The organism is Mesorhizobium sp. GbtcB19 (genome assembly GCF_019091085.1).
In the GTDB taxonomy this organism is placed as follows: domain Bacteria; phylum Pseudomonadota; class Alphaproteobacteria; order Rhizobiales; family Rhizobiaceae; genus Mesorhizobium.
This window is the reverse complement of sequence record NZ_JAGXJY010000016.1, coordinates 59,743-72,221: the sequence shown is the minus strand read 5'-3', so window position 1 is coordinate 72,221 and position 12,479 is coordinate 59,743. Positions and strand designations below refer to the sequence as shown.

Sequence of the window (12,479 nt, the reverse complement as noted above, 5' to 3'; positions counted from 1 at the left end):
GGCGGTCGTGCTGAGCGTCACCGAATAACGCGAACGAAAGTCGTCAGAAACCTGAGATCGAAAGGTGCGGACATATCAATTCCGTTGATATTGGAATGCAATCTCTATCAATTTCCCCGGAGCATCGCTGGTGCTAGTGATGTCAGAAGCTTAGGAGGCTGTCAGGTGTCAAAATATCTGAACAATGCGTTCTGGTTAGCGGTGCGAAATCACTTCATCCGGTATGGCGGTCCTTTCGCGCCGGCAACTGTCGAAAGGGTCGAAGGTCGTTCGTCTAAGACGCGGATTCCCGGCCGATACTCGATTCGACCTCAGGCCATATGAACGCGCTTCTCGGACATTTGCATCCCAAGATCGTTGCGACGGCGCACGGCCAGTTCAAGAGGGTCGCTCGCCTTTTCAGCGGCGTGCTGTCCCGACCGATCGTCGAACTCGCCGATGGAACATAGGTAGGCTATTATGGATAGACAGCCCCATGCGCCGATGGACCAGGGCGAGAGCGCCGACAAATCCCATTCTGCGACTTCCCTCGACACGAAGCTCGCCAGCATCGACCTCAACCTTCTCATCGCGCTCGATGCTTTGTTGGTCTACCGCAACGTCACCCATGCCGCGCGGCGGATTGGGCAGACGCAACCGGCAATGAGCCGAGCACTCGCCCGATTGCGGGATCTTTTGGGAGACGACCTTCTGGTGCGCAGTTCGACGGGGTTGAAGCTAACCGCGCGTGGCGAATATCTTGCCGGGATCGTGCCAGCGGCCATGTCTCATGTGCGTGACGTGATCTCCTCGCGAGAGCTAAGTACGGAGGTTCGGGTCAGCATTGACGCCAATTTAATGCCAGCCTTGTTTCCGCACCTTTTGCAAAGCGTTACTCGCGAGAATCAGCTTCTGAAGGTCGACACCCATAGGTCTCCGCAAGAGGGCATGGCGAAACTCCGCTCGCACTCCGCTCTCTTTATGCTGGGCCGTGTGCTCGAGACCGGCGCCGAGATTCGTTCCGAGATTGTCATAGCCGAGGATTTCGTGACCCTGGTGGCCGGCGAACGCCACAATCTCGGAGGCACGCGTCCGCCAATAGATGCGTTTCTCGACCTCACGCATATCAATCTGGCGCATGATGGAGAGGAATTCTTTCCGCAGTTCGCCGAGGCCCTGATCAGTTGCGGCATTCGCCGATCGCGGTTCTTGGAAGTGTCTGATGTGACGTCCGCTGCACTCATTGTCGCAGAAAGCAGGTTGGCGCTGACGGTTCCGCGCTCAATAGCTGGCTGGCTGATGAAGACGATGCCACTTGCGGCTCTACATCCGCCGATCTCGATCCCGAACCACGAGATCGCGATAAGTTGGCTGGCCGATTTGAACGACGTCACAGGGCGACGGCTTATCGATGAGATAGTCGTCGCGACAAGAGAAGCCATAGCACACGATCAGGCATCCATCCGCGTACTGCGGTTGGTGCCGCCGAAAGCGTAGGATCCAGCGGTAATGTTAGCCAGTGCCGCCATAAATTTCGGCGACATTGATCGGTCACAGGACCTTGGCGGATTCGACCTCAATCTCCTACTTGTGCTCAGCGCTTTGCTTCGCCTGCGCAATATCACACATGCGGGCAATGAGTTGCGCCTGAGCCAGCCAGCGACAAGCCGAGCCTTGTCGCGCCTGCGCGAAATGTTCGACGATGAGCTTTTGATGCGGCATCAGCGTTCATTCCAGTTGACACCAATGGCCGAGAAGTTGAGGCCCAAGGTCGAGGCGGCACTGAAGAACATCAGCAGCGTCTTCAGCAACTGGGTTCCTCCACCCGAACGTTTCACCCTGGCTATGCCGGATCATCTCGCCCTGTTCCTGGCGAGCAATCTGACAGGATATTTTCGCGAAGTCTCGCCAACAACGGTGTTTCTTCCCGTCATTGGGTTGTCCAACGTTCTGAACCAGCTCGAGAACGGACAACTCGACCTCGCGCTCGGCATTATCGACGATGCTCCTCCAGGTTTTTATTGCCGAACACTTCCTGCGGTGAGCTCACTGTGTATCAGCCGCCCCGGACACGTGGCGAGCAAAGGGCAGATTCCTTACGGAGATCTCGGACGGTTCCTCTCTGTTCGCATCGGCCCTACCTACAACACCGGATTCGGCGAAGTTCACGACGGCATCGAGGCGTTGCGCCCGCGTGGCACTGAAACCCTGACGGTGCCCGATATCCATACGGCGGCGCGGTTGGTTCAGGGCACGGACGCCGTGCTGGTGCTGCCAGAACCTTCCGCCCGCTTCATTTCATCCCGCTACGAGTTGGCAACTTTTGTACCGACGAAGGGGCCAGTGATGCCGACCTATCAAGTGTCGTTGATCTGGCACGAGAGATGGCACCGCAACAGCATCCACGCCGGCGTGCGCAGCATGATTGCTGCATATGTCCTCGAGGACGGACGCTGACAGCTCGCAAATCGGCCTGGCAGCGGCCGCATTTTGCAAACTTTCCTCGGGCTCGCTGCCTCATCGTGCAACCACGGCCGCTCCATACCGCCGCGCAGGACCGAGTAGCCGTCTCGGCGTCGCAACTCCATGGCGCAGCTAGCCGGCAGTGTGGCTTGCGGACTGGCCGTCGTCTACTTGAGAGCCTCGCGGCGATTGCCTCGGACCGCACGCGCAAGAGACGAATGCGCAAATAGTAAGCTCAAATCAGGGGAGGGCGCTTCACCGTCCATTTTCGGTTCTGCGCGAGCGTGTTTCATATCGACTGGATCGGGTGTCTGCCTGCAGCTGACGATCGCCTCGCCTCTGCCCGGGAGACGAGTGCGCCGGGCTCCCGGAATTTCCTTCCACCGAGTTGTGTTCGATCTCAGCCGATGCGCGGGCGCCCACCGTCCCGCCCGAACCAGGGTACAGGCTCGCTCTCTGGCGCTGCGCAGCCGGTTCGATGTCATTGGGTTCGCTGTTGTCCACCTCAGAACGAGCGCGCTTTCTTGTGTTGAGCAAGATAGAGCCCTGACCGGAGGCGAGCGACAAGTCCGATCCTTCAGACAAGAGTAAGGACGGTGTCCCGTCGGCGCCACGCAATGGTGACGATCGTGGTTGGGCATCGTGGTCCCAGTTCCGCTCAACATCGAGTTGCGGTCCGGAAAGCACAGGAAACTCGGTGCTGGCGACGCTGGCCTGCCGGCGAGGAGAGACGGAGGACGTTCTCGAGCCCAAGGGCGATATGCCGCCGGACATCTCATCATGCCGACCAGGCTCGCTGGCATCGACCGGAAAGCCCGCGGGGTTGTCTCCATGGCCTGGGGCAGCAGGACCTGGGCTAGGTCGAAACGATGATATTGGCGAAATACTCTCTCGAATGAGTGGCGACGATGGCCCGCTCAGTCCCGCTTCGAACTTGTCAGGTTGGCGATCATGGTCCCACGAGAGCGTGTGTGCGTATTTTGCGTTCTGCAATTGTTTTGTTGTTCGCCTCAGTGCCGCTTGCTCTGTTGGACTAGCACCTTCGCGAATTTGCGCGTCGAGCCTGCTGATCTCGCCGCTCAATCCTGGCTCGACCTGGAATCCATTGATGGCGTCCATGCCCGGATCTTGAAACAAGCTGCGCATTTGTCGGATGCGGTCATTCAATTCCGCCTGCAGTTCGCCAATTGCATCGATCAGTTCTTTCGTGTCGTTCGGGGTGAGGCGGCGTCGGACTTTGGAGCGGGTGTCCATCGGCGCGTTCTGCGTTACGTTCAACGCGTCCGCGACATCAGCGTAGTCGATCGGCCCATCGCGGCTGCCAGCTAGATGGGAGCTTGCAAGCTCGAGAACCTCCCGGCGCTTGGCAGTGCCTTGCGGCCCCACGCCGATGCAACAGTCCAGGACGCCACTTATCTGGTCAAAGCGGTTCTGTAGCTCAGGCGCGAGTTCGGGGATGCGATTCATGTCGCCACCGCGCCTATGAAGTTCTAAGGCGCTGTATTCGAGCGCGAATGCCCTGAGCCGGTCAAGGGCCTGACCGGCAGCTGCCTCGACGGTGCCGTCATGGGAAGCGAGCTTGGCGGCTTGCTGGGAAAGCTTGGCGTGCTTTGCCAGGAGCACCCAACGGCTGGAGGTGTCCGCTTGTGCTTCTTCGTGGGTCAACACGTCGCTATCCCTGTTATTCTAGATCGCAAGTTCAGCGGTTCAGGGCATTGGCATTTTGGCGCTGTTGCAGCGCGATAATGCGGTCGAGCAGCGCTCTTTGGGCATCCATGGCCGGATCAGGTTCGGGAGCGGGCGCAGGCACCTGATGATGGGCCTGGTCATGGTCATGCCGGTCATCATCGGCCTGCGGGTGGTTTCGCGCGCGACGTTGTTCCTCCGCTGCTGCTTGCGCTTGTCTGAACTGATACTCCCTTGCCATGGCCTGTTCGTCTGCTGCCTGTTCGTCCGCGCCTTGTCCAGCCGTGACCTGGTAGTCGTCGAGATACTGCACGACGGGGTCGACGGGCGCCTGCAAATAGTTCTTGGCGGCCTGATCCGCCGCGAAGCGCTCGGTGGCCACGCCATTGTCCGGTCCGCCGCCGGAGCTTGCGGCGCGCTCGCTCGCCGGCGGGGAGGGTGGCTCCATTGCGGGCGGACCGAGGGAACCGATCGGCTCCGGCTCGGGCAGCGGCCCCGTTTGGTCCTCGAAGATGCGCTTCAGCACCCGGTCGGAGTAATATTTCACCTTTGGCATGAGTAGGGGCGGTCGCCCCTTGATCAGGACGATCTGCCTGTTTTCGTCGATCAGGCGCACCTGCTCTGGGCGCAGAAGGTTCGCACCCTGGTCGGAGAGCTGGATGTTGGTATCGAACATGTGGCTCTGGCTGAATGATTTCGACTTTGCTCGGAAGGTGTAGTCCCCAATTGATTTTGAGATGTAGGTAGGGGTCTCATCATCGGCCGTCGCCATGAACACCTGAACGCCGGTGTTGCTGAGAAAATTTTCCTTGCCCGGCTGCTCATAGGCGCCGGTCAATGCCGACAGGCTCTGAATGATGAACATGAAGCGGCCCTTGTACCCGGCGATCGTGGTGACAGCTGTCTCTATGGCTTCCAGTTTGCCGAGGTGCTTGAATTCGTCGAGTAGGAAAAGTACCTCGAAGGTCTCGTCCTTGGCCGGCATGCTGCGCTGCATGACCGCGACGACCTGCTGGAAGAAGAGTCGGACCAGCGGGGCGATCACCTCGAGATCGTTGGGGCTGACGCAGAGATAGATCGATGTGGGGTCGCGGCGCAGATCGTAGATCGAGAAGTCCGACGTCGTTGTCGCAGCCTTGATAAGCGGATCCGCCCACAGGTTCAGGCCACCATCGCCCAACACCGAGGTGTAGGAAGTCAGGATCTTGGTGTCATTGCCGGCCATATTGTCGAAGATGCGCCGGGCCTCCGGATTCTGGCACTCCTCGGCCAATTGGGCGAAGAGCTTGTATTTCTCGCCAGGCAGGGTGAACAGGTCGTACACCGCGCCGATCGTCGGCGTCCCGCGCTCGATGCAGGCCAGGATCCCGCCGACGAAAAGATCGCGCGCGCCGTCGATGAAGCCTTCGGATCCTTTGCCCTTTGGCGCAATCAGGTTGTAGGCGAGGCGGCGCGCCTCGCTGAAGCGCCGTTCGGGTGGCATGGCCACGATATCGAGAACGGGATTGTAGCTATGGGTGCGGCCGGCCCTGTCCATTGGTGCAAACTTGAAGATGCGGTCGCCGCGGGCCTTGCGCGCGCGCGACGTCAGCTCGAACAGCTCACCTTTGACGTCGAGCGCCAGAACGGAGCCGTTGAAGGTAAGCAGCGTCGGAATGACGACGCCGACACCCTTGCCGGCGCGGGTAGGCGCCACGACAAGGCTGTGCGGCTGATCGCCATTGGTCAGATATTGGCCGAACCAGCGTGGACCGGTCGTCTTTCCAAAGATCGGTCCTGAAATCCGCTGGTAGGGCAGGATGTAGCCCGCTCTCTTCATCTCGCTGAGAAGCGCCCAGCGGGCGGTGCCGTGATGCTGCGGCTTGAACAGAACCATAGCCAGCACGAGCCCGGTGATGACGGCGGTGAAGCCGACGATCATCAGCCCATGATAGAAGACCCGCGTCGCAAAGCCGTTGTAGAAAGGCGTCTCGTACCAGAAGGCAAAGATGTCGAATGTCGCGATCGCCTGGGGCGTGAAACCGTGCTGGAAGTTGGCGTAGGCGGTCGCCAGGAACAGTCCCGTGACCAGCGACAGGACAAGGGCGAACAGAAACGTCCCAAGGTTTTGGCCGGAATTCATGGGATCGATCTCGCCATTCGTGGTCAGCGTCCGTAAACGATGCTGTGGGGAAGGTCTCGCTCGGGGCGCTCTTGGCGCCCTTGTGAGCGGACGTCGCGACCAGCGGCACGGCGCCCTCTGGCCCGTCTGCATCGCGCAAGTCGTCCGCGCAGGTCGCGGCAATCTGCTCGCCTGCGCGCCCGTGCTTCCTTTACCTGTTTTACAAGTTCGGTCGATGGGGTGAGGGGCCTGCTGGCATTCAGGCTTCCCAGTATGGCCATGAGAGCATCCCGACTGGACTTGGGAAGCCCACTGCGGTCGTGCAGGCTGACCATGAGACCCTGCGTAACGTCCTTCATGTCCATAATGCCGTCCTAGCCCTTCCTGGCTGGGTGCTCGGTGTACGGATCGTCGCCTCCGACAAGCTTCTGCAGGTTCTTTAGCCCGATTATACGATCTCTTTGCGTGGGGGCGGCGTCACCGGGCTCTGGTTGCTTCGCCGGCTCGCCGCCAGGGTGCCCTGCCGGTGTCGTCTTGTCTCTTTCCTCTTCTGGCATTGGGGTTACCTTTCTTGATAAGCGTCCATAGGCAAGTGATCGGGTTCGAGGCCAAAGACGACGTCTTCCGCGACGGGGAGGACGGCGCTGACGCGACCCATGCTCTTGCGAATGCGTCGATCGAAATGGTTCGCAAGACCGCAATTCGAAGGACACGTGATGGTTGATCTCACCATCCACGCCCTACGCTGTCGCGCCGATCACGCTCTTCAAGTCCTCTCAGGTCCTTCCGCCTGCTCTCTTCTGCTAGAGGCTTCCAGCTGTCCAGAAGTTCATCGTCATCGTAAGTTGCGCGCTCCTGGCGTTTGGTGGCCGACTCATCCTGTTCGGTTATTGCCTTGGCCGGCTTCCAGCTGTCGAGAAGTTCATCGTCATCATCTGTCTGGCGTTTCTGGCTTGTCGAGGTCGAACCGGTTCTGGACATGGTCTTGGGGAATTGCTCTTCCCCGTCATCTTGAGCTTTTACCATGTTCGAAGACCCATCATCCTCGCCTAGCTCGCCCGGCCTGGCCTTCCATTTGTCCGCGAGCGCGTCATCGAAGCTCTCTTCATCGCCTGGTTTCGCTGACGAAATTCCGAGACGTTTGACGGGACCCTTCGAGGGTGGCCGATATCCATCCCAAGCCTTCAGATGTTCCGATGCTTCCTGCAGTCGTCGCTTTTGATCCAAGCGCTCTGACACGCTCAGCGTCTTCAATTTTGGGTCCAATTCGAAAAAGAGGATTTTTCTGGAGACGACCTTATGGTTATTTCCGATATATTTGACCGTCCCGCCGAACAGGCCGGTGTCTATCACCTGCTTGAGGGATCCGTCTTTGTTAAATTTTGTTATCGTGATTCCCGTCTTACCTCGTTCGAACGCCAGATCTTCGCCGAGTATCGTCTCGCCATCCGGCGCAAGCCGCAGGGTATATGCTTTCTCTAGCTTGCCATTGCGGTTTCGGATCTCTCTGGTCGTTGTCTTGCCATTTTCGGACTTTACCAGGTAGTCTGTTCCGCGCCCGTTCTGTTGCCCGACATAAGTAAGCTTGCCGTCCGCTTCGTGGACAAAAACTTCCGTCAGCGCTCCCTCTCTCCAGGTGAGTGAGCGGCTTCCATCCTCCCCACGCTTGCTCATCTTTGCGGAGACGAGAATACCGTCCCTCTTGCGATTCGATCGAAACGACGTTCGCACAAGCTTCCCGTCCTCTCGCTCCCATTTTTCCTGGAAGCGTCCATCCTTTCGAGAGATATTTCGTGATGTGAGCTTTCCCTTGTCGTCGAAGCGATGGGTCTTTCTCGTTTGCCTACCCTTGCCTCCCTTCTGAAGCATCCTGAGCTTGGATGCTCCAGGCTCCTCCCCGGCCGTGGTGATCTTGGTCGTCGTCCTGAGCCTGCCCCTTTGACGTTTGAGCTCTCCTGGACGCTCGATCACCAGGGACTTATTGCCGAGAAAGCGATTTCGAGCGAGAACCACCGGTTCATCGAAATTTTGCCAGTTTACATTTTCAAGGAGCTTCAGGTCCTCGGCATGCCTTGCCTGCTTATCGTCGTCTCCCTCGTATTTCGCCCACAACCTTGCGGCGTCGCGTTCTACGTCGAGGGCTGCCTGGTCGAGCTGTTGTCTTCGCCTATCAGCCCGCCTCCGATTTGCAGCGTTCATGCCCGCCGCCGATCGCTTCTTGATCTTATTCACGGTCTGGCTCCTTCAGCTGAATGTCTCTGTGCCGGCAAGACTAAGCCGCTACTAGTATCCGCCCAGTCCAGCGCCACGGTCGCGATCTCGTTCTGCATATCTGGACGCGCGTGCGGATGTTCTCGAATATACGTCCGGTTCAAGGTCGAGTTCTTTTGCGGCGTCGTCGGGCAGACGCAGTTTTTGCTCCTGGTACTCACTGAGGGTCCTGGACATTCCTGTTCGCTCGCCGCGACTGTCGCGGTTCGCGATCAAGATCTCTTGCGGTTTATGGCTGTCGAGCACATTCACCCCAGCCGGCGGCGGCCCATCGCGATAGTCAGTAAGTTTTATGGTGACAGGAGACAGACCCTCGCCGACCAGCCTGAGGTTTTCTCTGTCCCCGGGACGGCTGTCCGCAACCGTCAGGGGAATTTTTGCATCCTTAAGAAGCTGGGTCGTTCCTTTCGCATCCTTCTCCATCGCAAACTGGACGCTGAGTCGCGCATTGCCGGTCCCGCTTGAGACGCGAAGGTGGTATGCCGCTGAACCATCCAAAACCCCTTTAGTCAACGCCGAATCCGGCTTGTTGTGGAGCAGCCAGTCGACATCAAAATACGAGGAGCCGGCGATTGCAGTCAGGCGAGTTTTGAAAGTGGCATTGCGCTCACGCTCCACTCCGACATAGCCGTTCCAACGCCTGTCCGCGGTGTGCTCACCATGTTCTCTGTTAAGATATTCCCTGCCCGAATATGCCTGAGTTCTTGACTTTAGGGATGCCACCACGCCGTCGCCGTACATGGCCTCGGCTTCCACAATAGTCTTGCCATCAAACTTGCCTCCCTTTTGCCGCCATGCTACGCCGACGAGCTCCTGGCCTTTCCAGAACATGGCTTCGGCGTTGAAATCGCCAGAGAGCAATTCGTTATCGTAAAGGGTCTGGCGCTGCCGTATCCCGCCTGCAGTTGAGTAGGATTGAGCGTCCCCGACGAGGTCATAGCCTCCATCCGCTTGCCGAATTGCAGTGGGAAATTTCGATGGGACGCCGATTTCCTCGGCAATCTCTCTAAATCTCCCAGCTTGGTATTTGAACTTTTCGCGCGACCTATCCTTTTTATCAACAATCGCGTTAAGACGTTTCTGAACGTCAGCCGGAATTGCAATTCGGTGAACGAACTCCTGGGGCGGCAGCTGGGAATGTTCGTCGGTCACGGTTCCTGTATAAATTCCATGAATGGTGTAGCCATTTCTATCGAACACTGCTATCGGTGGAAGCGACTTGTATTCATCCTGCCACTGCCCACGGGTGAGCGCTTCCGGCTCGGCATTGTCGGTGCCACTACGCTTGGTGTCACTACGCTTATGGATCACAAAGGCGTCGCGACGAACGCCGTCTTCGATCCGCAATCGACTGAATGAATTCAAAACATCATCGGAAGGATCTCCGGCGTCCCTCATATCGGCATCGTTGTTGCTTCGGTCACTACCGGTCTTGGCCTTCTTCGCAACCGGGCCGATCTCGTCGTCGTTTTCCATTTCAACTGTCCTTAATCTCTAATCTGGGTAATGTTCGAATTTAACAAGAATTGTTATTTATAATTTTCAAGTATTTTGTCAGATTCTAGTTCATCAATCTCTGTATGATCAAGGAACGTTTCTGCTGGGATGTATAAATCGGCGTCAGACCAATCGACATTTTCGCTATTTAGCCTAACAATTTTGTTAGTGCTGTGTTCTTTGTTGCTTTCTTCTGGGGTACTCATTTTGCTGGCGTCCTTTTCTGTAAGTTGACTATTTGAGATAGAGTTGTTCGCCTTTTGATACGCTTGCACGAAGCTGCCACTCAAGCTCAATGTTGGCACTCCAGGTCGGCTAGTGTATGAATAGCATCGCAATCATGTAGTCGACCGCCACGTATATCCAGGTGATATGCCGTAAAGAATGTAATGCAGATATAATAGCGTTTCTCGTTTTTTCCATCTGGATCGGATTACATTTGTAATTATAAATGGACAGTGCGATCTATTCCTGACCGCAAATCCTCTTTTTTTCGGGGTCGAGTTGGCTCCGTCGACGTTCACCACGAGTGGACGAAAGAGCGCTCCTCAAGCCCTCTGCGCTGGGCCGCCGTGCTGCCACGGTCGTTCCCGTCCGCGCCGTCAAGGCTGGGAGACGCTGTGGTGTTCTTGCCGCCGCCCGGCCCATCGGGCCGACCTGGAGCCCCGCCGTGTTCAAGGTCAATCGTCTGGCTGGCTTGCCGAGATCGGGCTTCACGCCATCGATCTACCATGCCCTGCTGCTCCGCAGTGATCTCCTTGGCGTAGCGTCCGTGAGCCGCTCGCTCGTGAGCCGCCAGGTTGGTGAAATTGCCGGTATGGCGACCCGTTGCGCTCTGGTTCTGCAGGAAGACGTGCTCGACATCGGCACTGGGCGGGATTCCTTCGCCGGGTCCTAGCGGCCGGAAAGTATCTGCCGAAACGCGGATCAAGATGGGCGGAACAGGGCTGTTTTCCGTGTCCTCCAGCCCTCTTGGCAGGTGGGCCGCATCGATCGCTTTGTCGAAGTAGCCGTTGCTGCGCGGATTGTTCTCGTCCATCCACTTCAGCGTCTTGGGCTGGACATAGCTGTTGCCGTTGGCGGTCAGGATGAGCGTTTCGAGCCGGTCGGTATCAGTCTCAAGGTCCCGGCGCTTTAGCGGGTCCCGCAATTGCTTGTCATACAGCTCCTTGCTGACGAACAGACCGCTCTTCGTGCGCACCAGCACTTTGGGAAGGTCTTCTTCGTATGGCTGTCCCGTGAAGGTCGCAAAAGCCTTCTTGGCCGAGTCCTTTGGTTTGAGCTCCCTGTCGAAGGCGTGGGGGGTCATATAGTTGAAATCGTCCGTCTTCAGCCAGAGACTGTCGCGGCCGAAAAGGTCGGTCACGGCCTCCAGGGTCTTCAGATTCTTCGTGCCCTCATGCAGCTTCGGATAAAAGCCGACAAAGGCGTCCCCCTGCAGCGCCAGCATGTCCGGATTGAGTTCGCCGGCCCGCAGATGATCCTTGTAGAACCGGCTGCGCGTCCGCGGGCCTGCGGTGGAATGGTACAGGGCGTCGAAGTCCTCGAGCGCGCCGTACTTTTCCTGCGCAGCGAAGGCGTTCGCGCTCAGGCGCAACTTCTCCATCAAGGAGAGGAATTTCTTGTCCCGCTGCCTTTCCTGTTCCTTGAACGAGAGGGTCTCGTCGACGGGAATGCGTCGACGGAGCTCGGCCTTGGTCAGGTAGCTCGGCTGGCGCTCCGGGTTGGTCCCCAGCGACCTCAGAACCTCGCTGGAGATCAGGACGCAGGTTTCATCGAGCTCTGTCTGCGTCGGCGTGTGACCGAATTCGTGCTCATACTGGCTGAAGGTGCGGAACGTCACCGCGGCGGCCCTGCTCCGAAGCTGCTCACGGTCCGCGATCAGCACCAGCCGGTCTCTGGAACTCGTGACAGAGATGTCGAGCGTGTGCCGGGGGCGGGCCCTGTTCGTCTTGCGGCGCTTGGTGGCCGGCCCGGCGGCGAGATCCCTTGGGGCCGTCGCCGCTTCCGGCCCGTCGGTTCTTTTGAAGTAACCGTCCAGGGTCCCGGATTTCTTTGGCCGTCCTGGTCCTGTGGCCGGCGCGGCAGGACCGTGCGCGACCTTCTTGCCGGGCGGCAGGGCGACGCGATCGGGGACCCCTCGATCCGGAGCGGGTTCGCGCCTATCATCGGTCCCCAGCCCGGCGGCTTCGAGATCACGCTTCTTGCCCGCGTCTTCGGTAGGTCCCGTTTCGACTTCACTGTCACGATCATCAGGCATCGCGGTTCCTTCAGGCGGCGGCCAGAGCCTGCGCAAGATCGGTTGCGCCAGGAGTCGCGGCAGTGCCTCAAGCTGAAGCTGGCGAGAAATCTCCCCAGCAACCGGAAAATATATACGTCAAAATCTGACTTTAACTTATTTTCTATTTAGAGGTTGTCAAACCTGGATCGCCAATTCGTACCGACAATCGCGTTACAGCTGTAACAAGATTTAATACGCCGC

At 58.2% G+C, this 12,479-nt stretch carries 8 protein-coding genes and 1 pseudogene; 3 read left to right on the top strand and 6 right to left on the bottom strand.

All coding sequences use genetic code 11. The features are described 5' to 3' along the window. Positions 1–201: 201 nt before the first annotated feature. The 3 genes and pseudogenes from KVT37_RS33515 to KVT37_RS23815 form a co-directional block, all read left to right on the top strand. Positions 202–437: pseudogene (locus KVT37_RS33515) on the top strand (aminotransferase class III-fold pyridoxal phosphate-dependent enzyme); the annotation flags it as partial. Between the two features lie 22 nt (positions 438–459). After that, positions 460–1,476 carry a LysR family transcriptional regulator gene (locus KVT37_RS23820; RefSeq protein ID WP_217577458.1) on the top strand — a complete coding sequence of 339 codons (1,017 nt, stop codon included), beginning with the start codon at positions 460–462 and terminating at the stop codon, positions 1,474–1,476. A gap of 12 nt (positions 1,477–1,488) precedes the next feature. Beyond that, entirely contained in the window at positions 1,489–2,436 is a 948-nt protein-coding gene (locus KVT37_RS23815) for a LysR family transcriptional regulator (RefSeq protein WP_217577457.1), read from the top strand. A 261-nt stretch (positions 2,437–2,697) separates the two neighbouring features. Here the strand turns inward: KVT37_RS23815 and KVT37_RS23810 are convergent, their stop codons facing one another. The 6 genes from KVT37_RS23810 to KVT37_RS23785 all read right to left on the bottom strand — a co-directional run bounded on the left by KVT37_RS23810 (position 2,698) and on the right by KVT37_RS23785 (position 12,257). Then, positions 2,698–4,107: a hypothetical protein gene (locus tag KVT37_RS23810; protein ID WP_217577456.1), complete on the bottom strand. Its 1,410-nt coding sequence runs from the start codon at positions 4,105–4,107 to the stop codon at positions 2,698–2,700. A gap of 34 nt (positions 4,108–4,141) precedes the next feature. Next, on the bottom strand, positions 4,142–6,250 hold the full coding sequence (virD4, locus tag KVT37_RS23805) for a type IV secretion system ATPase VirD4 (RefSeq protein ID WP_217577455.1): 2,109 nt from the start codon (positions 6,248–6,250) through the stop codon (positions 4,142–4,144). Positions 6,251–6,955: 705 nt separating this feature from the next. After that, positions 6,956–8,461 carry a hypothetical protein gene (locus KVT37_RS23800; protein ID WP_217577454.1) on the bottom strand — a complete coding sequence of 502 codons (1,506 nt, stop codon included), beginning with the start codon at positions 8,459–8,461 and terminating at the stop codon, positions 6,956–6,958. Positions 8,462–8,512: 51 nt separating this feature from the next. Beyond that, positions 8,513–9,976, bottom strand: a complete 1,464-nt coding sequence (locus KVT37_RS23795; RefSeq protein WP_217577453.1) for a VirE2 family protein — start codon at positions 9,974–9,976, stop codon at positions 8,513–8,515. A gap of 53 nt (positions 9,977–10,029) precedes the next feature. Next, positions 10,030–10,293 (bottom strand): hypothetical protein, encoded by a 264-nt coding sequence (locus KVT37_RS23790; protein ID WP_217577452.1) that lies wholly within the window; start codon positions 10,291–10,293, stop codon positions 10,030–10,032. A gap of 224 nt (positions 10,294–10,517) precedes the next feature. Beyond that, the gene (locus tag KVT37_RS23785) at positions 10,518–12,257 is read right to left on the bottom strand and encodes a hypothetical protein (RefSeq protein ID WP_217577451.1); all 1,740 of its coding nucleotides are present in this window, start codon (positions 12,255–12,257) and stop codon (positions 10,518–10,520) included. Positions 12,258–12,479 lie beyond the last annotated feature (222 nt).